Origin of the sequence: Schaalia sp. JY-X169 (genome assembly GCF_014069575.1) — a bacterium.
Lineage (GTDB): Bacteria > Actinomycetota > Actinomycetes > Actinomycetales > Actinomycetaceae > Scrofimicrobium.
Genome location: NZ_CP059675.1, coordinates 1614008 through 1636858, shown reverse-complemented (window position 1 = coordinate 1636858; position 22851 = coordinate 1614008). Strand labels below are relative to the sequence as shown.

The following is a 22851-nucleotide window of genomic DNA, read 5'->3' as shown; positions in this document are numbered from 1 at the left end:
GCCGACCGTTGCCCCCACCCGCTCCAATCACTCTGATTAGGGGTGGTGAGGACGCCCTGGTTTTGCGCGCTACCACTCAGATTCGTACAGCGGTGCAGTCCGTTGCGCCGGATGTAGAGATAGTTGAGTTCTCCGCTCAGACCTATGAAAAGGGGGAACTGGCAACACATGCCTCCGGCTCCCTGTTTTCGGATGAGCGACTCCTGATCATCTCTGACTTGGACAAGATGAGTGATGATTTCGCGACGGACTTTGAGAACTACGTCAAGAATCCGGCTCAGTCGGTCTGGGTGATCGCCCAGCACCGCGGTGGCAACAAGGGTGCGCGGATAATTCGGGCTCTCAAGGCGGGCAAGTTTCCAGAGATAAGCGCTGCGCCGGTGAAGGGTAACGAGCAGAAGGTAGAACTTGTTGCTGATGAGGTCCGTAGCGTAGGGGGCAGTATTACTCGCCAGGCAGCAGCTGATCTTGTCGCGGCTTTGGGTGGCGAACTGGGCGAGCTCCTGGCCTCTGCCCGTCAGCTGGTTGCGGATTGCGGTGGTGACATCACTCCGGATGCTGTGCGGATTTTCCACCAGGGTCGGGTTGAGACCCGCCCATTTGAAGTGGCGCAGGCCCTTGCAGAACATGATTCCACGCGAGCGCTGCTCTTACTGCGTCAAGCCCTTGGAACCAAGGTCCCACTGGTTGTCATTGTCGCGGCTTTGGCTAGTGAGTTCCGCCTGATGGCAAAGGTGAAGATCCCCGGTGTCACAGCTGCAGAACTGAAGGTTCAGCCGTGGATGCTCGACAACTCGCGCAAGAGGGCCCGGGGATGGAATGAAGAACACCTGGGCAAGGCCATACGGATCATCGCCGATGCGGACGCGGCAGTTAAAGGGGAATCCCGCACCCCGGAAGCTGCAATCGACCTGTGCATTATGGAGATTGCACGGATTCGATAGGCTCCCGAACTGCGGGATTGACGAAACCCTAGTTACATCTGGTTTACAAGCCGGGACAGCTTCGACTTGCGCTGCGCCGCCTGGTTGCGGTGAATAACGCCCTTCGAAACAGCGACGTCCAGCTTGCGGCAGGCCTCGCGCAGGTTGGTTTCAGCCAAGTCCTTGTCACCGGCTTCGACTGCTTCACGAGTCTTGCGAACAAACGTCTTCAGTTCGGACTTGTAGCCCTGGTTGCGGACGCGACGCTTCTCGTTTGTGCCAACGCGCTTCTTCTGCTGCTTGATGTTTGCCACTCTTAGACTCTCCTCAAAAAAATGTTGATAGTTCTGGTCGATGAGGGGTGAGGTCTGACCGGGGACTGGGCGTGGGGACACCCGCGATCGGTCTAAACCTGGTCCCACGCTCAACCACACGCGCGAGTCCAATCGCCAACTTTATCAGTCGTTCCTTGACTGTAAATGGCCTAGGCCGCGTGCAACTGGTCACGCGGCCTCTCTAGAACGGCCCCGTCGAGAACAAGAGGACAAACAACGTCACTGCTGCGGTAACCATCATTACGGGGATCGAGGCCGCAACAGCGACGAACGAGACCACGAGGGGTCTCAGGTCAAACCGTATCCATCCGGGCTGCTGATTGCCTCCCACGAGGACGCGGATGGAGCGTTGTGCAGCTTCAACTCTGGGCAGCGGTGTCTGCCGACGGACAGAGAACTCGGTGGATGCACGACTGATGCGCTCTGCGGCCTCCACCGAAATCGTCCCGTCAGCCCGGGCGCCTGGTGACATGGATCCTGACGTTGAAGTCGGAGCGCCCTCGTCCTTAGTGGAGCCACTGTTGATGTCCGGCGTGGCGCGTTGATTCATGCCACTGGTGGGACGTTGGTTTGTGTCCGCTACCAGGCCCCATGTTTGGCCTACGGCGGGACCTTCACCAGCCCGGTTGATGCGCCAACGGAGGAATGCCAGTGCGATCCAGCACAGCCAAGAGATACCAACGATGATGAGCGGAACTGTTCCCCGACCGGGTGCTACCCGCTGAAGCAGGAACGCCAGGATTGTGGCTCCCAAGTTTGTTGCGCCGCTGAGGATCAAGAGGAGAAACCCCGTGGCACTCAGAGCGCGACCGGCAAAACTTGCCAGGTTGAGCATCGCGCGCCCGTGGGGAGTTGACCGACTTTGCGGCGGCAGAGGGTCAAGAATGTAGTCCTCGAAACTGTTCGCCACCGCCGCCTCCTCGTCTGTTTTCTAGTCTACCCACGTGCCTTGCTGTGGAAAGGTCACACCGGGGCCGTTAGAGTTACGACCTTGCCCGTGGCAAACTTAGGATCTGTATAAAAGATGAGGAGATCACTGGTGAACGATGTGAAGTTCGGTAGCAACGTCCCTGGCGATACGCCTGAGGACCGTATCCGCAACTTCTCGATTATCGCTCACATCGACCATGGGAAGTCAACGCTTGCCGACCGCATGCTTGCGTTGACTGGCGTCGTTGAGTCGCGGGAAATGCGCGCCCAGTACCTGGACCGGATGGATATTGAGCGCGAGCGTGGCATCACCATCAAGAGCCAGGCGGTGCGTTTGCCGTGGAGTGTTGATGGGCAAACCTACGCCCTCAACATGATTGACACCCCCGGACACGTCGACTTCACCTACGAGGTTTCACGCTCACTGGCGGCATGCGAGGGCGCGGTGCTGCTAGTTGATGCGGCCCAGGGGATCGAAGCACAGACCCTGGCAAACCTCTATTTGGCGATGGAAAACGACCTCGCCATCATTCCCGTACTCAACAAGATTGACCTGCCAGGGGCGCAACCGGAGAAGTTTGCTGAAGAACTAGCATCGCTAATTGGTGTGGATCCAAGTGAAGTGTTGCGGGTCTCTGGCAAGACGGGCGAGGGCGTCGCGGAGCTGTTGGATCGCATTGTTGCCGAGGTCCCAGCCCCGTCTGGTCAACCAGAGGGGGCAACCAGGGCGGAGATCTTCGACTCCGTCTACGACTCCTACCGCGGGGTTGTCACGTATGTGCGTGTGGTCGACGGTCACCTTTCCAAACGTGAACGCGTCAAGATGATGTCTACCGGCGCAACGTATGAGCTCCTTGAGCTCGGCGTGATGTCACCGGAACCGACCCCGACAAATGGCCTGGGTGCCGGCGAAGTCGGTTACCTTATCACCGGGGTTAAGGACGTGCGCAAGTCGCGGGTTGGTGACACGATCACCACGGCTGTTCGCCCCGCAGACCAGCCTCTGCCCGGCTATCACAATCCACTTCCCATGGTGTTTTCAGGCATTTACCCGGTTGACGGTTCAGACTTTCCGGACCTGCGCGAAGCTCTCACCAAACTCCAGTTGAACGATGCGGCCCTCACCTTCGAACCGGAGACCTCTGTCGCCCTCGGCTTCGGGTTCCGGTGTGGCTTCCTGGGCCTACTGCACCTGGAGATTGTGCGTGAGCGTTTGGAGAGGGAGTTCGGCCTCGACCTCATTGCCACCTCGCCGAACGTTGTCTATGAGGTGACGGCCGAGGACGGAACGAAGATCCGTGTGGATAACCCCTCAGAGTTCCCGGACGGGAAGATTTCTGAGGTTCGTGAACCAATGGTCGCAGCAACGATCCTCACACCGAACGATTTCGTGGGTTCGGTGATGGAGTTGTGTCAAGAGAGGCGTGGCACACTGCTGGGAATGGACTATCTGTCGCCTGAACGCGTTGAGCTGCGCTACAAGTTGCCGCTGGCAGAGATTGTTTTTGACTTCTTCGACCACCTCAAGTCCCGCACCCGCGGCTATGCGTCACTGGACTATCACGAGGACGGCGAGGCCGTTGCGGACTTGGTGAAGGTTGACATTCTGCTCAATACAGAGCAGGTTGACGCATTCAGCGCCATCGTTCACAAGGACAATGCCTACTCGTATGGGCTGCGGATGACGAAGCGCCTCAAGGAGCTAATCCCCAGGCAGCAGTTTGAGATTCCCGTGCAGGCGGCAGTTGGCTCGCGGGTTATCAGTCGCGAGACCATCAAGGCTCTGCGCAAAGACATGCTAGCCAAGTGCTACGGCGGCGACATTTCCCGTAAGCGCAAACTTCTTGAGAAGCAAAAGGAAGGCAAGAAGCGCATGAAGGCAATCGGTCGCGTGGAAGTGCCCCAGGAGGCATTCATTGCTGCTCTGACCTCGGACGCTCCGACGGGAAAGAAGTGAGCGAAGAAGTTTTCATGGCGCGGACTAAGTCGTTCACCCGACGGATCCGCGATATGAATCCCTCTCTTGAACGCCAGTTTGCGGCTGTGCGGGACGACTACGTGATTGATGTTCCGCGCGGGGTTGGGGAGACCACGGTTGCGGATGGGTATCGACTGGATGTCGAGGGCGTTTTCGGTCGCTGTGCGCCGTTGTTTGTGGAGATAGGGCCGGGTCGTGGGGAGCAGGTTGTTGATTTCGCATCCCGCCACCCGGAGGTGAACTTCTTGGCTTTTGAGGTGTGGACGCCGGGGATTGCGCGTCTCACGGTGACTGCTGCGGAGCGCGGAGTCACCAATATCCGCGTCATTGAAGCCGACGCGCAACAGGCCTTGCCGATCCTTCTGGGACCCGCTTCGGTGCGTGAGGTGTGGACGTTTTTTCCTGATCCGTGGCGCAAGGCTCGCCACCATAAACGCCGCATTGTCTCCCTTCCGTTTGCGAAGGTGGTCGCTGACCTTCTGGAGGACGGTGGCGTGTGGCGCATGGCGACGGACTGGGAGAACTATGCCGAGCAGATGCTGGAAGTGATGACGGCAGCCCCCGACTTTCAGATTGCGGTTGAGGATGGTGCCACAACGTTTTCGCCACGGTTTGAGGGGCGGGTCGAAACACACTTTGAGCAGCGCGGCAAAGAAGCCGGGCGTGAGACGTGGGATATCGCTGCGGTGCGTTTGCCGCGTGGGTTGTAATGCCCCGTCAACCCGAGGGAAGTGTCTGGCCCGAGGACGGCACACTCGAGCCGAGTGTGGGGAACAGTCCCTTTGCGGCGTATGTGCATGTGCCGTTTTGTACGGTGCGTTGTGGATACTGCGATTTCAACACCTACACCACGGGGTTTGGTGAGGGCGCGGATCTTGCAACCTATGCGGACTCCGTCGTCCGCGAGATTGAGTTCAGCAGAGGCATCGTGGATCCCCGTCCACTGGAGTCTGTCTTTTTTGGTGGTGGCACACCGTCGCTTCTTGCTCCCGGTGAGATAGGGAGAATCCTCCGCACCCTCGACGCCGCCTTCGGTATTGCCGAGGGCGCAGAGGTGACCCTGGAGGCTAACCCGGAGACACTGGACGAAAAGAAGGCCCAACAGTTCGCAAATGCGGGTATCAACCGCTTTTCGATTGGCATGCAGTCGGCCGTGCCCCATGTTCTGAAAACTTTGGACCGCACTCACAACCCGGAGAATGTGCCGCGCGCCGTAGCAGCTGCGAAGGCGGCCGACTGTCAGGTTTCAGTCGACCTCATCTATGGGGCCCCAGGCGAAACTTTGGGGGACTGGGAGGCTTCATTGCGGCAGGCGATTGGGATGCACCCGGATCACATCAGCGCCTACTCCCTGATCATCGAGGAGGGGACGAAGATGGGGAGAGAGTTGGCATCCGGCCTCATTGCGCCACCCGATGGGGATCTAGATGCGCAGAAGTACGAGTTAGCTGACGCCCTGTTGGGGCAGGCCGGCTTCCACTGGTATGAAATCTCCAACTTCTCAACCTCGGATGCGACCCGTTCCACCCACAACCTGGCGTACTGGCGGAACTGGGATTGGTGGGGCTATGGGCCGGGAGCGCATTCCCACGTGGCGGGCCAGCGCTGGTGGAATGTTAAGCATCCCCGCGCATACGCCGGTCGTCTCCTGCAGGGAGTTTCGCCGGGTTTTGCTGGTGAGAAGCTCTCTGAGGAAGACCGTCGGGTCGAGGCCGTGATGCTGGGGATTCGCACCAGGGAGGGAATGGGTGGGTTTGACCCCGCAGTGGTTGCGGGTTTAGTCCGCGACGGACTCCTCGATGTGTTCGAGGGCGAGCGGGCGGTGCTGACCCTGAAAGGACGCCTGCTAGCCGATTTGGTGACGCGGACGCTACTTGGTTGGTAGGCCCCGAATGTGACCAGACGCTACCGGCATTTGGGGTTGAGACGGATAAACTGGGTCTCATTAGCACTCGCCCGATGTGAGTGCGGATGCTCAACGGGAGGTGGTCGTGATGTCAACAGCGCAGCGGCGCCTCGATGTGCTTCGAGCGATTGTCATCGAGTATGTCAACACCAATGAACCCGTCGCGTCAAAGGCAGTCGCGCAGTCTTACGTGCAGGGTGTTTCTTCTGCAACAATCCGCAATGACATGGGGGTCCTTGAGGATGAGGGTTTGATTCGTCAACCCCACACCTCTGCCGGTCGTGTTCCGACGGAGGCCGGGTACAGGATTTTTGTCGACTGCCTTGACCCCTCCGCGACCCAAGTGGCTCGCAACCGTGCACTGCTGGTTGAGCGTCTCGGGTCGGTCGAATCCCTTGAGGATGCGATTGGGCGGACCGTGCGTGTCCTCGCCGGTATCACCGGGCAGGCAGCGGTAGCCGAGTACCCCGACCTGGTTGCAGATCGAATCCGCCGCGTCGAAATGATTGACCTAGACGAAGCCCGTCTTCTGGTCATAGTGGTCACGGCGGCCGGCAAGGTGTTTGAGCGACGGGTTACCGTGCCCGAGGCCGTCATTGGCGCCGACTGGGACAGGGTTCGCGACAGTGTGAACCGGGCGGTCGAGGGCGTCCTCGCGGATGAGGTCGCGCAGGCCCTTGCCACAGCGAATGTCGAACTTGAACTGGAGGATGCCTACAGCTTGGCTGCGGGCGCGGTGAAAGAGAGTTTGCGGGCGTTGGAAACCTCGCGAATTGTCACTGCCGGGGCGGCAAATCTAGCGCGGTCCGGCGTGGATATTCGCGACGTAGCCAGTGTGTTGGAAGTTCTTGAAGACCAGACCGCACTGATGCAGGTCCTTCACAGGATTCACATGGCCCCAGTCCAGGTGTCGATTGGTGCAGAGAACCTGCACGAAGGTTTGACGGATGTCTCGCTAGTTTCTGCGATGTATGCCACCCCCACATCCAGTCACGTTGGCGTGATTGGTCCAACACGAATGGACTACGCGCGTTCGCTTGCGGCGGTAGAAGCTGTGTCGGGGTATTTGTCGCGACTACTGTTGAAACAATCTGGCGCATCAAGTGGTGTGCATGCTGATGATGGTGGAGAAGAGACCGAGTGAAGGACTATTACGAGCTGCTGGGGGTTAGTCGCACTGCGACAACCGAGGAGATTCGCCGCGCATACCGCAAGAAGGCCCGTGAGCTGCACCCTGACTATGCAGGACCCGAGTCAGAGGAAGACTTCAAGATGGTCTCCATGGCGTATGAGGTGCTATCCGATCCTCAGAAGCGTCAGCGCTATGACCTGGGTGGCGGGCCCGGAATGGGGAACGGCTCTGCAGGATACGGCGGGTTCGAGGGCACGTTCCAAGACATCTTCGAGACGATGTTCGGTGGGGCGGGAGCCTTCGGTGGCGCGAGCTCTTTCGGCGGACAGCCGCAACGGGGACGCCCCGGCCAAGACATCCTGGTGGCAATTGAGATCAGCCTCAAGGACGTAGTGTTTGGTACGACCAAAGAGGTGATGGTCGACTCGGCAATGGTGTGTGCAACCTGCAACGGAACTGCTGCCGCACCGGGAACATCCCCTGTCACCTGCAGTGATTGTGGAGGGAGCGGATCTGTTACGCGCCTGCAAAACACGCTGCTCGGCCAAATGCGGGTCGCAGTGCCCTGCTCTAGGTGTCAGGGCCAGGGACAAACCATCGCCACGCCCTGCCCGGAATGCCACGGGGAGGGACGGGTACAGGCCAGCCGCACGGTCTCTGTGGAGATCCCAGCAGGAGTGGAAACGGGAACACGAATCCGCCTGCGGGGAGAGGGCCAGGCTGGCACAAAGGGCGCACAGGCTGGGGATCTTTACGTTGAGATCCGTGAAGTTCCGGACCCCATGTTCTCCAGGCTAGGTTTCGACCTCAACACCTCCATTACCGTGCCGATGACCACTGCCGCACTGGGAACAGTCTTCACGCTACAGACACTGGATGGGGAGAGGCAGGTAGAGATCCCGGCGGGTACTCAACCGGGCCAGAAGGTGACATTGAAAGGCTTGGGGATAAAGCGTCTGCGTGGCAGCGGGCGCGGTGACTTGCACGTTCACGTTGAAGTTGAGGTCCCCGGGAAGCTGGATGCTGAATCACGCTCACTCTTGGAGCAGTTGGCCGCGCTGCGTGGGGAGAGCCGAGTGGAGCCAGTTGGTTCACGTTCGGGCGGCTTCTTCGACAAGCTGCGCGGAAAGCGCTGATGACCAACCCTGTCTTCTTAGTTCCTGAGGTGCGAGTGGGTTCCGGCGCTCTCCAGGCGCTTGCGGATGCGGCGGCACCGGGCGTTTTCTTACTCCTTGAAGGGAGCGAGGCGCGTCACGCCCAGAAGGTGCAGCGCCTGCGGGAGGGTGAAGAACTGGACCTTGTCGATGGACATGGAACTAGGGCTAGTGTCGTTGTTCGGAGCCGTCGCGACGAGCCAATGAGGGTGGAAGTCACGAGTGTCACCATTGAGGAGCCGTCCTTACCCCGGCTCGTCCTCGTTCAAGCCTTAGCAAAAGGGGGGCGGGATGAGCAGGCAGTAGAAGCCGCCACCGAGGTCGGAGTTGACACCGTGGTGCCCTGGGCGGCGTCACGGAGTGTGGTGCGTTGGGAAGGTAAGAAGGCTGAGGTTGCCCGGGAGCGCTGGCAGCGAGTCGCGGCTGCCGCAGCCAAGCAGGCTCGACGTTCCACAGTGCCGTCGGTTGAGCAAATGGAAACTTCCAGCGAGCTTTCCGCAACGGTTGGGAGAATCACTGGTGAGGGCGGTGTCGTCCTCATTTGCCATGAGAGTGCTTCGGCGCCATACTCGCAGGTTGTTGCGGGGCTGCTCAAAGATGTGCCGAGTGTCGCAGTGATCGTTGGACCCGAAGGCGGCATCACTGATGAAGAACTGCAAGCATTGACCGCCGCGGGTGGAAGAATCGTCCAGCTCGGTTCCACGGTGATGCGCTCTTCCACTGCGGGACCCGCGGCCCTGGTTGCGCTGAACCTCTCACTTGGCAGATGGTAGAGGCTATGGACTTAGTGTCACAGAGCATTCGGATCCCCGACGAGGTCGATCACATCGACGTTATGGGTACCTCCGACCAGTTTCTTCGACTTCTCGAGAAGGGTTTCCCAGCAACGCGGCTGTCAGTTTCTGGTAGGAGCGTGCAACTGCAGGGGCCCGCAGATGAGGTCCCCCTGGTGGCGGGGATCGTGGAAGAGATGGTTGCTGCAGCCGTGGCGGGAGCACCGCTTGACGGCGAAACCATTGCCGAGGCCGCGCAGATTCTCCGCTACCCGGAACGACCGAAACCCCTGCTCACAGCAGGAGGCAAGTATGTGCGTGCGAAAACTCCCGGTCAGCAGCGATACCTGGATGATTTGGAGTCTCACCAGATCACCTTCGGTATTGGGCCCGCGGGTACTGGGAAAACCTACCTGGCGATGGCAAAAGCTGTTGAAGCCCTACTTTCCGGAGCGGTGCGACGCCTGATCCTGACACGACCAGCAGTCGAGGCCGGGGAAAACCTGGGTTACCTGCCCGGTTCACTCACTGACAAGATTGACCCTTACCTGAGGCCGCTCTATGACGCGCTCCAAGACCTTCTCGAAGAGGGTGCACTGCGACGCTTGATGGAAGCCGGCGCCATTGAGGTTGCGCCACTTGCTTACATGCGAGGGCGGACGCTCAACGATGCCTTCATCATCTTAGATGAGGCGCAGAATACGACAACAGCGCAAATGAAGATGCTCCTGACAAGGTTGGGTCAGGGGTCAAAACTGGCTGTTACCGGTGACGTCACCCAGGTGGATCTTGGGCGCGGACAACGCTCGGGGCTGACGCATGCTGAAGAGGTTCTAAAGAATGTTGAAGGATTGGCGTTCTGCTATCTCACCAGCGCGGATGTGGTGAGGACGCGGATTGTTGCTGACATAGTTGACGCATACGAAGACTGGGAGCTCGGGCGTGACAGTAATTAATGAAACAGACTACGAAATCGACCTGGCTGAGTTTGCCGAGTTGGCGGACTACGTCCTGACACAAATGCACGTTTCAACAGACTCGGAGCTAACAGTCCTTTTCATCGAAGAGGAACCGATGGCCGACCTGCACGTGCGGTGGTTGGACTTAGAAGGCCCCACGGATGTCATGAGTTTCCCCATGGATGAACTACGCCCCGGCCGTCCGGATGCGGTGACCCCGCAGGGCGCCCTCGGCGACATCTGCATTTGCCCAAGTGTCGCGCAGAAGCAGGCACTGGCGGCAGGTCATTCAATGGTTGAAGAGATGCTCCTGCTGCAAACCCACGGGATCCTGCACCTTCTGGGATACGATCATGCCGAACCAGAGGATGAAGAGGTCATGTTTGCGTTGCAACGCCACCTGCTGCTGACATTCCTCGCGCAGAGATGAACCTGCCCGCAGCCGTTGCGATTTCCCTTGCAATCTTTGGGGTTTTCGCCCTGTTTTTGGGGGCGTGGTTTGCCGCGGTCGATACAGCCATCTCACGAATGACCATTGCGTATGCAGAGGACTTGGTGGAGCAGCAGCGTAAAGGCTCGCACACTCTACGTCAGGCGGTGCGTGAGAGGCGTGAGGTCGGTTCGTCGCTGGCGTCCGCCCGCGTCCTCTCGACGACCGTCGGTATCGTTTCCCTGACGTTTGTTCTGGTCAACGAGTTTTGGGATCTTGACTGGAAGTGGTGGTTGACCCTCGCTGTCACGCTGGCGATTGTGGCGGCGGTGCAGCTCCTCGCCCTCGGCTTTTCCACACAACTCAATGCTGGTTCCCGCTATGTCAAAGTGGCTCTGGTTGGTTCAAAGTCGGCGCTGCGCATTCTCACCAGGCGCGACCACGTTGAGGTGGTGCCAGAAGCAAGACTGGCGATGGTGGATGAGTTGCGCGAGCTTCTCGATGAGGTGTCTGAGGATGGTGAACCAGCCCCGCTCGAGGAGGTGGACCGCAAGATTCTGCGTTCAGTCTTTGAGTTGGGGCAGACACGCGTGGGGGAGTTAATGGTCCCTCGCGCTGAAATGGTGACGATTAAGGGTGACGAGGACGGTCACGCGGCCTTCGAACTGTTCGTTACCTCCGGATTCTCCCGAATGCCGGTCATCGGAAAGACGCTTGATGAGGTGCAGGGTGTCCTTTACATGAAGGATTTGGCGCGACGCTCCCTGAAGGGTCCTGATGCTTTGGACATCGAGGTAAGAGACATTGCGCGCGCGGCGGCATTCGTGCCAGAGATGAAACTTGCAGACGATGAACTGCGTGTCATGCAGGCGAACAACACGCACCTCGCGTTGGTAGTTGACGAGTACGGTGGGATTGCGGGTCTCGTCACCGCGGAGGACATCCTTGAGGAACTCGTTGGCGAACTGACGGATGAACATGACGTTGATGTGGGTAGCCCCGAAGAGGTTGAGCCGGGAGTGTGGCTGATTCCGTCCTCGTACCCAATCGACGATCTTGAAGACCTTTTAGACGTCGAGTTTGACGAGGACGAGCTGTATTCGGTCGGCGGTCTGCTCACGAAGGCGATTGGTCGAGTGCCGCTCCCTGGTGACAGTGCGGAAGTCAACGGTGTACTAATTGAGGCCGGTGAACAGACCGGCAGGCGCAAGCGGGTTTTGAGCGTTTACGTGCGGCGTGGGTGAAGGGGAAGAAATGAGCGAGTTCCGGGCAGGTTTTGTTGCGATCGTGGGGCGTCCCAACGTGGGAAAGTCAACGCTGACCAACGCGCTTGTGGGGCACAAAGTCGCCATCACCTCAATGAGGCCGGAGACGACACGCCATAACATTCGTGGCATTGTGCAGGCCCCAGACGGGCAACTTGTTGTGGTTGATACCCCCGGGTTTCACCGTCCTCGGACACTTCTTGGCCGACGCCTCAACGAAATGGTGCAAGAGGCGCTTATCGACGTTGATGCCGTGGTGGTGTGTTTTCCCGCAGACCAAAAGGTTGGTCCAGGCGACCGGTTTATCACAAGTGAGGCGACTCGCGGCGGGGCAACCAAGATCGCTGTGGTCACCAAGATCGACCAGGTCAGCAAGGACAGGCTTGCAGAGCACCTGCTGGCCGTAAGTGAGCTGGACTCGTGGTCGGCAATCGTCCCGGTTAGTGCCAAGACCGGAGAGAACATGGATCGTCTCACCGAGGTGCTGGTTTCTGAAATGCCCGTTTCACCGCCGCTCTATCCCGAAGATGAGATCACCGAGGAGACGGAAGAGACCCTAATTTCCGAGTTTGTCCGTGAAGCCGCCCTCGAAGGTGTGCACCACGAACTGCCGCACTCCGTGGCCGTCCAGGTAACGGAGATGATCGAACGGAAAAAGGCGGGTGTCCTGGATGTTCACGTCACGATTTACGTGGAACGGGACAGTCAGAAGGCAATCATTATTGGTAAGGGTGGGTCCCGTCTCAAGCAAATTGGGACGACGGCACGCAAGGAAATAGAGGCCCTGCTGGGGCGTCGAATCTACCTGCACATTCACGTTACGGTTGCGAAGAACTGGCAGACAGACCCGAAGATTCTCCAGAGGTTCGGTTTCTAGTGTTACGCAAGAAACTGGTCACATACGTCAACACCTTCTTCTTCCTCTTTGCCGGTTTTGCAGCGCTGTGGCTGGTAGTGCTAGCGGTCGTAGACACGCGCGGATTGCAATGGGAAATCGCGGTGTATGCGGTGGTTGCGTGGGCTGTGATTGCCTACGTGTTCCTTCCCCGCCTCTACAAGCTCATGACGGCAGTGTTTCTACCCGACTACTTCATCGGGAGGGCGAGGACGAGTTCAGGTCTGCTTGGCGACGTTGTCAACATGGCGTGGGATGGTCCCGAAGATAACATTCACAGCGCAATGCAGGCCGCGGGCTGGACGCTGGCAACCCCGATCACACTGGGTTCAGCGCTGGGGATTATCCGCTCCGTGTTGACTCGTTCGCCGGACCCTGACGCGCCCATATCGCCTCTCTTCCTGTTCGGTCGAAAGCAAGACTTTGCCTACCAGAAAGAGGTTGGCGGCAGCGCAAACCAGCGCCACCACATCCGTTTTTGGAAGTGTCCTCCGCACTGGCCCCTGCCAGGTGGAACTGAAGTTGACTGGCTCGCCGGAGCAGCTTTTGATACAGGAGTGCGCCTGTCTTCATTCACATTGCAGGTTACGCACGCGATCTCAGGTGATATCGACAAGGAACGTGACTTCACGATCTCCTCGTTGAAGGGCGTCGATCCGGGCCTCAAAGTCACGTGGATTGAGAAGTTCTCTACCGCATTCCACGCACGCAATGGCGGCGGCGACATGGTTCACACCGATGGGAATCTTCCCATCGTCGATGTAGAGACCTTGCCCGCCTCAATCCCGCAGGTGCATCTGAGTACTGCCAAGCCGCCAGCAGCAAAGACGTTGAAGCAGAAACTGGCGCAGACCAAGCGGCCGGCAACCATTTACGTCGCCACCTTCTTCATCATGGTTTCGATAATGCTCACCGCGCGCGACCTCGTTGCGGGAACAACTATCAGTCCGGCGCTTTCCTGGGTTTCCATCGGAGTCCTAGTTCTACTCTGGCCAGCCCTTTACTACGGGATGGCACCAGCCCGATGGCTCCTAATGGTGCTCTTCGGCGTAGACGTCCTCGTTCACCTAGTCGCGTGGTTCCAAGCAGACTTTGTGGTGAATGCTTCAACCGGGGTTGCCCACGTCGGGGTGGCAACCATCATGCTGGTGATCCTTTCATCTGACCCGGTTACAGACTTCACGGCCACGATCAGCAGTTGGTGGAGGGCCAAATGATGAATGTTGGTTGCGGAAACAATACGGAGGGTTGTAGATTGCGATCGTGACTAGCCTGCTACTTAGCTGCCGCGGTGAAGCCTGATCCAGATCGGAAGGCACACCGCGGAGTTTGGCGTTCCGGTCAGCAACGGATACAAAGGCAGACAAATGATCACAAACGGTCCCGCTAACTTACAGCAAAACTCTTCCATGCCGGTTGCGAAGTACCGGCCATTCCTCCAGACCAATCCTCCCCACCTCACCTACCGGAAGTGGCCGGAAAAGCAGATTGTTAAGGCTCCCCGCTGGCTCACCACCGACCTGCGTGACGGTAACCAGTCTTTGGTGGAGCCGATGGACCCAGCGCGTAAACGTCTCATGTTCGACCTGCTGGTACGCATGGGTTACAAAGAAATCGAGATTGGGTTCCCCGCAGCATCCCAGACGGACTTTGACTTTGTTCGCTCCCTGGTGGAGACGGGCGCAGTCCCCGACGATGTGACAGTTTCCGTCCTCACCCAATCGCGCCCGGAAATCATCACCAGAACGGTGGAATCCCTAGTTGGTCTGAAGCGCGCAACCGTGCACCTCTACAATGCGACATCACCCATGTTCCGCGACGTGGTCTTCCGCAATAGCAAGGAAGAAACCATAGCGCTTGCGGTTGAGGGAACGCGGCACGTCATGGCTGCAGCTGAGAAGATTCTTGGCGACCAGACAGTGTTCGGCTACGAGTACTCTCCGGAGATCTTCATTGACACTGAACCGCAGTTCGCCCTCGACATCTGCGAGGCCGTCATGGATGTCTGGCAGCCGGGACCTGACCGGGAGATCATTCTGAACCTACCCGCAACCATCGAACGTTCCACACCGAACGTCTACGCGGACCAGGTGGAGTGGATGTCGACTAACCTGTCGCGGCGCGAGTTCATCACGCTGTCCGTGCACCCACACAACGACCGTGGCACTGCGGTGGCGTCAGCGGAACTCGCCATGCTCGCCGGGGCTGACCGAGTGGAAGGCTGCCTTTTCGGCCACGGTGAACGAACGGGTAACGTCGACCTCGTGACGTTGGCGCTGAACCTTTACACGCAAGGTGTCAATCCGCAGGTGGACCTGTCGGACATCGACGATGTCCGGCGAACCGTTGAGTACTGCACCGGTATGGGCGTTCACGACCGTGCGCCGTATGCGGGTGACCTTGTGTACACGTCCTTCTCGGGTTCGCACCAGGACGCAATCCGCAAGGGATTCGCAGTCCGTGCCGCCAAGGTGGACGAGCAGGGCTCGGACGTGTACTGGGAGATCCCCTACTTGCCTGTTGACCCCCATGACGTAGGCCGGTCGTACGAGGCCGTTGTGCGCGTGAACTCGCAGTCCGGGAAGGGTGGCGTCGCCTTCCTTATGTCGTCCGCGCATTCCCTGGAGTTGCCGCGGCGCCTGCAGATCGAGTTTTCACGAATCGTCCAGGCTGAAACTGAGGAGAGGGGCGGCGAGATTGACGCCGCGACGTTGTGGCAGTTCTTCGCGGATGCCTACCTGCCCAATGATGCGGCAGAGAACTTAGAGCCGTGGGGGAGATTTGTCCTCGGACGTTCCTCAGTGACTTCGGATGACTCCGGGGCTCAGTTGCAGGCTGAACTGTTTGATCGGGGAAGCCAGCTGATCATGAAGTCAACGGGTAACGGACCCGTTGACGCATTCGTGAAGGGGCTTGAGGACCTCGGGCATGACCTGAGGATCCTTGATTACTCAGAGCACGCGATGAGTTCCGGCCATGGTGCGAACGCCGCTGCATACATTGAGGCAATCGTTGATGGCCGCACGGTGTGGGGTGTCGGCATTGACTCGTCCATTGCTCGGGCGTCGTACAAGGCAATCATCTCGGCGCTGAACCGGGCCCTGCGCTGAATGCAGCGAACTTTCCGTGATAGGGCGTTCGTTTTACGTGCCTACAAACTGGGAGAAGCAGACCGAATCCTGGTGATGCTGGGGGAGAAGAGCGGGCAGTTCCGGGTTGTTGCTAAGGGAATCCGGCGCACTTCCTCTAAGTTTGGGGCGCGGCTGCAATCCTTCAACCTTGTCGATGTTCAGTTTTATCGAGGCCGCAGTGAGCTTGCCACCCTGACGCAGGCGGAGACGATCAGTGCGTACTCGGTGGACATCGCTCAGAGTTACGGAAGTTTCACGAATGCGAAGCTCATTGTGGAGGCGGCTCAGCGAATAACTGAGGGGCAAGAGCTGCCGTCACCGGAGCAGTTCGCCCTGCTTCACGGCGCCCTGCACGCCATGGCTTCCGGAACCAAACCGCCGGCCCTAGTCGCAGCGTCGTACTTGCTGCGGCTTGCAACCATTGAAGGATGGCAGCCGACCCTGGACAGGTGTGCCCAGTGCGATACCCAAGGGTGGTATTCACACTTCTCGGCAACCAGTGGCGGCAGTGTCTGTGACGACTGCGCAAGCGCGGATGCACTACGTGTTGAACCCGGTGCGCTCAGACTCATGGACATGCTGCTCCGGGCTGATTGGCAGTCCGCCCTCGCACAGGAAAGTGAGCACTGGGGCGAGGCATTGGATGTGTCGGGGGCGTGGGTGCAGTGGCAGTTGGAGCAGCGTCTGCGCGCACTCCCATTTGCAAGCATCGTGGACTGAAGCGTGGCGGCGGCCTTGCCCCGCGCTGCGGTGCCCGTTCATTTGCCCCGACCCGCTGGGCTTAACATTGAGGTGACAGAGGAGGTTCTCGTGGGGTGCACGACGATTTTGGTGGGTAAAGACGCAAGCTATGATGGCTCGCCTCTGGTGGCGCGGAATGAGGACTCACCCAACGGTGAGTTCCACCCGAAGAAGATCATTGTTGTAAAGCCCGGTGACCAGCCCCGCGAGTACACAAGCGTCATCTCAAAGGTGACCGTCCCGCTCCCAGACGACCCGATGCGTTACACGGCCGCCCCGAACGCCATCCCTGATCAGGGGATTTGGGCCCAGGCTGGGATTAACTCGGCCAACGTAGCGATGAGCGCAACTGAGACGCTCACCAGCAACGAGCGCGTCCTCGGCGCCGACCCGCTGGTCTCGGGTGGCATTGGCGAAGAGGACTTCGTAACCCTGGTGCTCCCGTACATTCATTCGGCGCGTGAGGGTGTTGTTCGTCTTGGTGCGCTGCTGGAGCAGTACGGCACGTATGAGATGAACGGCGTCGCCTTTGCGGATGCGGATGAGATCTGGTGGCTTGAAACCGTTGGAGGTCACCACTGGATCGCGCGCCGCGTCCCCGACGACGTCTATGTGACGATGCCTAACCAGCTGGGCATTGACAGTTTCGATGTGGAGGACGCCCTCGGTGAAGGCCGCGAGTACCTGGCGTCTTCTGACTTGCGAGATTTCATCGCGGACAACTGGCTAGACCTCTCCATTGATGGGAACCTGAACCCGCGGGACGCATTCGGCTCACACTCGGATGCCGACCACGTTTACAACACTCCTCGCGCCTGGTTCATGCAGCGCATCTTGAATCCCAACAGTACGGAGTACGCACCGACCTCGGACGATATTCCATGGTGCCGGCACCCAGAACGCAAAATCACCATTGAAGATATCAAGTATGTATTGAGCTCGCACTACCAGGGCACCCCATATGACCCGTATGCGGGCACCGATGAGCAGGCGAGACTATTCCGCCCGATTGGGATCAATCGGCATAGTCAACTTTCTATCCTGCAGGTAAGGCCAAAATCGTCCCGTTCGATACAGTGGATCGCATTTGCTTCCAACCCTTTCAACACGCTGATTCCCCTCTACACTAACGTTGAGAAAATGCCCGACTATGTCTCTGACACGACAGGCCGAGTAACAACGGAGAACTTCTACTGGGCCAGCCGCATCCTCGCTGCATTGGCAGACGCCCAGTTTTCTGCGGCGCTACCTGAGATTGAGAGCTACCAGCAGGCCACGCTTGCTGCAGGCCACGAAAACCTCGCAAAAACTGATGCTGAGGCACGTATCCTCGTCGACAGTGCATCGGTAGGTGGCCTTCTCGAGGCCGCCAATGAGGCGATCACAACCACGGTCAAAGAGGCAACCGAGGCGGTGCTCGACAAGGTTCTCCTGATTGTCAGCAACGGCATGAAGAACAGCTTCTCCAGGTCGGATGGTTAGACATGGCACTTGATGCGCCAGGTGCTGGTCGCACCGTTGTCCCGCCCCATCTTTTAGGCCACGTCCCCGAACATGTCGCGGTGATCATGGATGGCAATGGGCGTTGGGCGAATGCAAGGGGCCTGCCCAGGACCGAAGGGCACCGAGCCGGTGAGCTTGCACTAATGGACACCGTCGCGGGCGCTGTCGAGGCTGGCGTCAAGTACCTCTCGATGTACGCGTTCTCTACGGAGAACTGGAAGCGTTCGCCCGAGGAGGTCCGTTTCCTTATGGGGTACTCACGGGATGTGATACGTAAGCACACGGACCGCCTCGACGAATGGGGCGTGCGGGTCCGTTGGGTCGGACGAAGACCACGTCTTTGGAAGTCTGTCCTCAAAGAGCTACGGGTTGCCGAAGAGCGAACCAAGAACAACACCAAGACGGAACTGCTTCTGTGTATCAACTATGGGGGGAGAGCCGAAATCACAGACGCCGCCCGGGCGCTTGCGGAAGAAGTTGCTGCTGGAACTCGCAAGGCTTCCTCTATCAGGGAAGCCGATCTGGCGTCGCACCTGTACGCCGCGCAGGCCCCAGACGTCGACCTGTTGATACGCACGTCGGGCGAGTCAAGGATTTCTAACTTCTTGCTTTGGCAGCTGGCTTACGCCGAACTAGATTTCGTGCCGCAGGCGTGGCCGGAGTTTGGGCGGGAACAGCTTTGGGAGCGTCTGATCGCCTACCGGGAACGCGAGAGACGCTACGGCGGAGCGGTTGACGCCGTTGCCGGTAGCAACCAATGAGCTTTGCGATTGGGCTCTTACCCGCGCTGCTATTTGGGTCTTCAAGTGTCCTGCTGATGAAGCTCGGCGGGGACAGCCGACAGCAGACCATGGGGCAGTTTCTTGGCGCCTTGGCAGTGGCGATAGTTTTGGCGCTCAGCGTGGGAGTGGACACGAACCCCGCTGTTCTTCTCACCGCCTTTGTTGCGGGTGCAGTGCTTGGTGTGGGGATGAATCTGCAGATTATTTCCTTTCACTATCTGGGTGTCTCACGTGTCATGCCGCTCACGACGGGCGGTCAGCTGATCGGGGTGGCGGTTCTTGGTATTGCCCTGTTCGGAGAGTGGGTCGGATCGGCGGCGCTGCCGGTGGGAATCGCGGCGTTGGCGTCAATACTGGTGGGGGTATTTCTTGCGGGCTGGAGCGAGCCCGACCCTCTCACCGTGTCCGCTCCCGCGGATCCCGCTCGGGTCGCTCCCGCAGATTCTGCTCGGGTCACGTCTGCTCCGCTCGCTCCCGCAGATCCCGCTCCCGCGGATCCCGCTCCTGCAGATCCCGCTCCTGCACCCGCTTCCGCTCCTGCTTCTGCTTCCGCTCCTGCTTCTGCTTCCGCTTCCGCTCCTGCTTCCGCTTCCGTGCGAACCGGAATGGTCATCATGGCCATTTCTACGTTGTTCTTGATTGCATTTCCTACCCTCACGAGGTTGTGGTCGATTGATCCGATGACGTCGCTGTTGCCGGAGGCGATTGGTTTCGTGGTGGTGGGTGTGATCGCCACATCCCCGCGACGAGGCATGCCAGATACGCGTTGGAGTCGCCCTACCGTTGGCGCCTTGCTCCCGGGGGTCCTGTGGGGCACGGGGTTGATCGTGCTGCAGTACTCAATAAATGTGCTCGGGGTGGCTGTGGGATTTGCACTTTCGCAGTTAACGGTGGTGGTTGCGACTTTTGGGGGCATCTGGATTCTCCAAGAGAAGAAGACACGCAAAGAGATGCGCGTGACCATGTTGGGAATGCTGTTTCTGGTCGGCGGTGCGATGCTGCTCGGATACGCGAACGCACTAGACGGAATCTAGCCACACTGGCGGCGTGACATACTCAGCGCCTCCTGCTTGACGGTGGCCTGCTGCTTCCCGCTGCTCGTTCGGCGAGGGTGCTTAGGGTCAGCCCCACGACAATGTGTCGTGCGACCGTGCTACGGTTCTTGCAGGTTCAAGAGTTGTAGCTTTCAGTACCTGGCTGGCTGCACGGCAACCCTCTGCGTCGAGCGGGGTGCCCCAGGGGAAGAACCGGCGTGAACAACCGTTCATGCAAGTCGAGGGGGGCCCAGGCGTGCGCGTGTTGGGCTCCGGTAAGGATTGTTCCCATGCCTGTTTTCCAGATTGCCGTCGCTGATGGGGGAGTAGAGGACTTCGAGACCACGGACGGGTGGGGTGAAGTGCCTGAAGTGGATCGGCCCGTGTGGTCTCGCTATATGCTCGACCATTGCCCTTGGTTTCCCGGGGCGACCATTGTGTCCTTTATTGCGTCTGGCGTAGTCAACGGCGGCTCCCGCGTCCCTGAGGTTTGGAAGGAGACGGCCGCGGAGCTGCACAGCGGCGGCTTTACTCCGCTCCAGTACTACCTACTTGCGCAGTTGTTGTCGGATAAGCGCAGGAGGAACGAGCTTGATGAGGCCACTCATGGGCATCTTTTCAAGCAGTGGTATGAGGAAGGGTTCCCAGCTTTTCAACTTGATGCCGAAGCCTGGAAGCCCTGGCTTGAGCGACTTGTGCGAGCACAGTCGCCGCGTCGCGCCCTCGACCATATGCTCTTCGGGCCGGACCTGCCGGCACTGGGTATGGTGATGTCGCTCTCCGGAGAGCTGGCCCGGGTCGTTTCCGACTGACGGTTGCACTCAAGGGGGCTTGGGCGGCCTAGGGTTTTCTCTTTCAGCAAGGCCCCCAGTCTAAGAGGGCCCACTATCCGAAATCCCTTGGCTGCCCAGGCGTTCGGTTAGGCGGCGTGGTTCCACAGTGTTGGTGGCGTCCCATTTTGGCTGCCTGGTGGCGCGCCTTGTTGGCCTGGCTCCCTACTGTGTTGGTTTGGTGGCGGACCGGTTTCGTCGGGGGCTGCGCTGTGTCTGTCTGGTGGCGCGCTGGTTTGGTTTGGTGGCTTGTTTTGGGGTGGGAGGACGCGTGTGGTTGGTTGCCATTTTTGTGTGGGGTCTTTCCAGTGGGGTGGTTTGATTTGGGGTGTCCCGTTTTTCATTTGGATGTTCCAGGGGCCGTGTTCGATGTGGCGGTGGTGTCCGTGGCAGAGGAGGACGCCGTTGTCGGTGTGGGTTTTGCCGCCTTGGGCGTGGGGGGTGACGTGGTGGACTTCGCACCATTGGGCGGGGGTGTCGCAGCCGGGGATGATGCAGCCGCCGTCGCGGGCGAGGATGACGCGTTTTTGGTGGTTGGTGAAGACTCTTTGGGTGTTGCCTAGTTCGGTGATTTTGCCTTGGGGGTCGGTGGCGTAGAACTGGATGGCTCCGGTGCAGGCGGCGTGTTCGATGGCGAGGTTGGAGATGGTGAGGGGGCCTTGATTGGTGTGGATGAGGCCGGGGCGCCGGTTTTGTAGGGCTTGGCGGCTGGTTTGCATCATGACTACGGTGCCTGATCCGCCGAGGAGGGGTGTGCCTGGTTGACCGGTTTTGATGAGGTTGGTGGTGTGGGTGGCGGCGCTGGAGGCAACTGTGATGATGGAGGCGAAAGCGTCGTGGCGTTTTTGTGCGGGGCTGCGCTGATCCCAAACCCCACCAGCATTGTCATTACTGTTGCTGGCCGGGTCGCCACTGTTGTTGTGGGCCGGGTCGCCACTGTTGCTGGAGTGGTTACCGGCGCTACTGGTGTTGTCACTGTTGGTGGGGTCCCAGTGGTGGCGTGTTCTGGGGGAGGTGATGGTGTTGAGCATGGTTTCTAGGTGGGCGGCGATTTCTGGGGTGAGGTTGGCGCGTAGGGGGATGAGTCCGTGTGCTTCTTGGCCGATGGTGAGGAAACGTTTACTGGTGGTGTGGTAGTCGGCTTGGATGCTTTGGCGGGGGTCCCAGAGGTCGGCTGCTTGGCTGCAGGCGCGACGTATTTCATCTAGGTGAGCGCCACTGAAACCAGTCGTGGGAGTTCCACCAAACCCAGCGCCCAAACCAGTATCAGTTCCAGCGCCAGTGGCGGCGTCAGTGTCGGTGCCGGTGGTTGTAGGGGTGTTTCTGGTAGGGACATTGTTGTTGTGGAGGTGTTGGGCAACATCGTGGTAGTTGCGTTTGTCACCTGGTAGGCCGAGGGCGGTTCCGACTAGTTGGCCTTCCATGTCCCCGGTGTGGGTGCCACCGCGTTTGTCATGTTGGGTCAGGGTGTCAACAATGCGGAGGGCGCCTGCTTCACTAAGACCCCCAGTTTCAAGGGCGGAGGCTACTAACTCAAATGTTGCACCACGCCCCGGAACACCGCCACTGCCGCTGCCGGGGTCACTGCCAACCTCAGGGCCCCTGCCACTGCCAGCAGCGTTGCTAGCGAGGTCATTGCAGCTGCCAGGGTCAGTGGAGGGATATGTTTGCGGCAGGGTTGCTTCGGCAAGGCGGAGGCGGGCGCGCGCCTCGGTAATACTGCAACCGGTTAGGTCGCGTACCAGTGCAGCGCCCCCGGTGAATCCGGCCATGGCTCCACCATTGAGGGCCCCACTCTTCAAACGTTGATCCAGCACTCCCGCACACCCGGTACCAATGGCTTGCAGGCGTTTGACCAACACGGCAGTAATCTGGGCTAACCCTAAAACCTGCGAGTTGGGTGCCCCCATGATGTCAGTGATCGCCGGTAAACCGGCTCCCACCGCGGCCAAATCAGTAATGACCCCAACCAAGCCCGCCGGAATGTCCGCTGCTGGTCCGGCTGAGAACCTGGCCGCCGGGACCGCCCTGCCCTCAACAATGCCCTCTATAGGACTGGTCAAGATCATCACCTCCTCACAAGTAGGACCGAACAAGTAGAACACCTGTTCGATAAACCAACCCTACGAGCACCCTCCGACATCAACCCC

The 22851-nt window shown here is 59.3% G+C and carries 20 protein-coding genes, 1 pseudogene and 1 riboswitch; of the genes and pseudogenes, 18 read left to right on the top strand and 3 right to left on the bottom strand.

The genetic code is table 11. The features are described 5' to 3' along the window. The first annotated feature begins 8 nt into the window (after positions 1 to 8). Positions 9 to 944: a DNA polymerase III subunit delta gene (gene holA / locus H2O65_RS07245; RefSeq protein ID WP_182141076.1), complete on the top strand. Its 936-nt coding sequence runs from the start codon at positions 9 to 11 to the stop codon at positions 942 to 944. A 32-nt stretch (positions 945 to 976) separates the two neighbouring features. On the opposite strand, the gene rpsT is transcribed toward holA, so the two are convergent. Together rpsT and H2O65_RS07235 are read right to left on the bottom strand one after the other, a co-directional pair. Next, entirely contained in the window at positions 977 to 1237 is a 261-nt protein-coding gene (rpsT, locus tag H2O65_RS07240; RefSeq protein WP_182141075.1) for a 30S ribosomal protein S20, read from the bottom strand. Positions 1238 to 1439: 202 nt separating this feature from the next. Further along, a complete protein-coding gene (locus tag H2O65_RS07235) occupies positions 1440 to 2168 on the bottom strand; it encodes a hypothetical protein (RefSeq protein WP_182141074.1) in 729 nt (242 codons plus the stop codon). Between the two features lie 129 nt (positions 2169 to 2297). Here H2O65_RS07235 and lepA point away from each other — a divergent pair, with 129 nt between their 5' ends. The 17 genes and pseudogenes from lepA to H2O65_RS07150 all read left to right on the top strand — a co-directional run bounded on the left by lepA (position 2298) and on the right by H2O65_RS07150 (position 20683). Continuing rightward, entirely contained in the window at positions 2298 to 4145 is a 1848-nt protein-coding gene (lepA, locus tag H2O65_RS07230; RefSeq protein ID WP_259349487.1) for a translation elongation factor 4, read from the top strand. Continuing rightward, a complete protein-coding gene (gene trmB / locus H2O65_RS07225) occupies positions 4142 to 4876 on the top strand; it encodes a tRNA (guanosine(46)-N7)-methyltransferase TrmB (protein ID WP_398395974.1) in 735 nt (244 codons plus the stop codon). Before lepA ends, trmB begins: the two co-directional genes overlap by 4 nt. Next, positions 4876 to 6051 (top strand): radical SAM family heme chaperone HemW, encoded by a 1176-nt coding sequence (gene hemW, locus H2O65_RS07220; protein ID WP_182141072.1) that lies wholly within the window; start codon positions 4876 to 4878, stop codon positions 6049 to 6051. Before trmB ends, hemW begins: the two co-directional genes overlap by 1 nt. A 109-nt stretch (positions 6052 to 6160) precedes the next feature. Continuing rightward, positions 6161 to 7216: a heat-inducible transcriptional repressor HrcA gene (gene hrcA, locus H2O65_RS07215; protein WP_182141071.1), complete on the top strand. Its 1056-nt coding sequence runs from the start codon at positions 6161 to 6163 to the stop codon at positions 7214 to 7216. After that, positions 7213 to 8340, top strand: a complete 1128-nt coding sequence (gene dnaJ / locus H2O65_RS07210; protein WP_182141070.1) for a molecular chaperone DnaJ — start codon at positions 7213 to 7215, stop codon at positions 8338 to 8340. Before hrcA ends, dnaJ begins: the two co-directional genes overlap by 4 nt. Next, positions 8340 to 9131, top strand: a complete 792-nt coding sequence (locus tag H2O65_RS07205; protein ID WP_182141069.1) for a 16S rRNA (uracil(1498)-N(3))-methyltransferase — start codon at positions 8340 to 8342, stop codon at positions 9129 to 9131. The genes dnaJ and H2O65_RS07205 overlap by 1 nt, the downstream gene beginning before the upstream one ends. Before the next feature lie 5 nt (positions 9132 to 9136). Next, on the top strand, positions 9137 to 10087 hold the full coding sequence (locus H2O65_RS07200) for a PhoH family protein (protein WP_259349486.1): 951 nt from the start codon (positions 9137 to 9139) through the stop codon (positions 10085 to 10087). Then, positions 10074 to 10520, top strand: a complete 447-nt coding sequence (gene ybeY / locus H2O65_RS07195; RefSeq protein ID WP_182141067.1) for an rRNA maturation RNase YbeY — start codon at positions 10074 to 10076, stop codon at positions 10518 to 10520. The genes H2O65_RS07200 and ybeY overlap by 14 nt, the downstream gene beginning before the upstream one ends. After that, entirely contained in the window at positions 10517 to 11764 is a 1248-nt protein-coding gene (locus tag H2O65_RS07190) for a hemolysin family protein (RefSeq protein ID WP_182141066.1), read from the top strand. Before ybeY ends, H2O65_RS07190 begins: the two co-directional genes overlap by 4 nt. A 16-nt stretch (positions 11765 to 11780) precedes the next feature. Further along, positions 11781 to 12662: pseudogene (gene era, locus H2O65_RS07185) on the top strand (GTPase Era); the annotation flags it as partial. Beyond that, complete coding sequence (locus H2O65_RS07180) at positions 12662 to 13897, top strand: LssY C-terminal domain-containing protein (protein WP_182141064.1); 1236 nt, start codon at positions 12662 to 12664, stop codon at positions 13895 to 13897. The pseudogene era and the gene H2O65_RS07180, both read left to right, overlap by 1 nt. Before the next feature lie 150 nt (positions 13898 to 14047). Further along, entirely contained in the window at positions 14048 to 15790 is a 1743-nt protein-coding gene (leuA, locus tag H2O65_RS07175) for a 2-isopropylmalate synthase (protein WP_259349485.1), read from the top strand. Beyond that, complete coding sequence (gene recO, locus H2O65_RS07170) at positions 15791 to 16531, top strand: DNA repair protein RecO (protein ID WP_182141063.1); 741 nt, start codon at positions 15791 to 15793, stop codon at positions 16529 to 16531. It abuts the gene before it with no gap. 30 nt (positions 16532 to 16561) lie between these two features. Then, entirely contained in the window at positions 16562 to 18034 is a 1473-nt protein-coding gene (locus tag H2O65_RS07165) for a C69 family dipeptidase (RefSeq protein WP_310649250.1), read from the top strand. A 2-nt stretch (positions 18035 to 18036) separates the two neighbouring features. Beyond that, positions 18037 to 18816 (top strand): isoprenyl transferase, encoded by a 780-nt coding sequence (locus H2O65_RS07160; RefSeq protein WP_182141062.1) that lies wholly within the window; start codon positions 18037 to 18039, stop codon positions 18814 to 18816. Beyond that, positions 18813 to 19871, top strand: a complete 1059-nt coding sequence (locus H2O65_RS07155) for a GRP family sugar transporter (protein WP_182141061.1) — start codon at positions 18813 to 18815, stop codon at positions 19869 to 19871. Before H2O65_RS07160 ends, H2O65_RS07155 begins: the two co-directional genes overlap by 4 nt. A 134-nt stretch (positions 19872 to 20005) precedes the next feature. After that, a riboswitch (SAM riboswitch) is annotated at positions 20006 to 20118 on the top strand. Positions 20119 to 20161: 43 nt separating this feature from the next. Next, positions 20162 to 20683, top strand: a complete 522-nt coding sequence (locus H2O65_RS07150) for a hypothetical protein (RefSeq protein WP_220458724.1) — start codon at positions 20162 to 20164, stop codon at positions 20681 to 20683. Positions 20684 to 20790: 107 nt separating this feature from the next. On the opposite strand, the gene H2O65_RS07145 is transcribed toward H2O65_RS07150, so the two are convergent. After that, the gene (locus H2O65_RS07145) at positions 20791 to 22764 is read right to left on the bottom strand and encodes an HNH endonuclease signature motif containing protein (protein WP_182141060.1); all 1974 of its coding nucleotides are present in this window, start codon (positions 22762 to 22764) and stop codon (positions 20791 to 20793) included. Between the last annotated feature and the right edge of the window lie 87 nt (positions 22765 to 22851).

What these genes read in the sequence shown, in the direction of transcription:
- hemW (WP_182141072.1), top strand. Translation starts at nt 4,876, where the DNA reads ATGCCCCGTCAACCCGAGGGAAGTGTCTGGCCCGAGGACGGCACACTC.
- hrcA (WP_182141071.1), top strand. Translation starts at nt 6,161, where the DNA reads ATGTCAACAGCGCAGCGGCGCCTCGATGTGCTTCGAGCGATTGTCATC.
- H2O65_RS07205 (WP_182141069.1), top strand. Translation starts at nt 8,340, where the DNA reads ATGACCAACCCTGTCTTCTTAGTTCCTGAGGTGCGAGTGGGTTCCGGC.
- H2O65_RS07200 (WP_259349486.1), top strand. Translation starts at nt 9,137, where the DNA reads ATGGACTTAGTGTCACAGAGCATTCGGATCCCCGACGAGGTCGATCAC.
- H2O65_RS07190 (WP_182141066.1), top strand. Translation starts at nt 10,517, where the DNA reads ATGAACCTGCCCGCAGCCGTTGCGATTTCCCTTGCAATCTTTGGGGTT.
- leuA (WP_259349485.1), top strand. Translation starts at nt 14,048, where the DNA reads ATGATCACAAACGGTCCCGCTAACTTACAGCAAAACTCTTCCATGCCG.
- recO (WP_182141063.1), top strand. Translation starts at nt 15,791, where the DNA reads ATGCAGCGAACTTTCCGTGATAGGGCGTTCGTTTTACGTGCCTACAAA.
- H2O65_RS07160 (WP_182141062.1), top strand. Translation starts at nt 18,037, where the DNA reads ATGGCACTTGATGCGCCAGGTGCTGGTCGCACCGTTGTCCCGCCCCAT.
- H2O65_RS07155 (WP_182141061.1), top strand. Translation starts at nt 18,813, where the DNA reads ATGAGCTTTGCGATTGGGCTCTTACCCGCGCTGCTATTTGGGTCTTCA.
- H2O65_RS07150 (WP_220458724.1), top strand. Translation starts at nt 20,162, where the DNA reads ATGCCTGTTTTCCAGATTGCCGTCGCTGATGGGGGAGTAGAGGACTTC.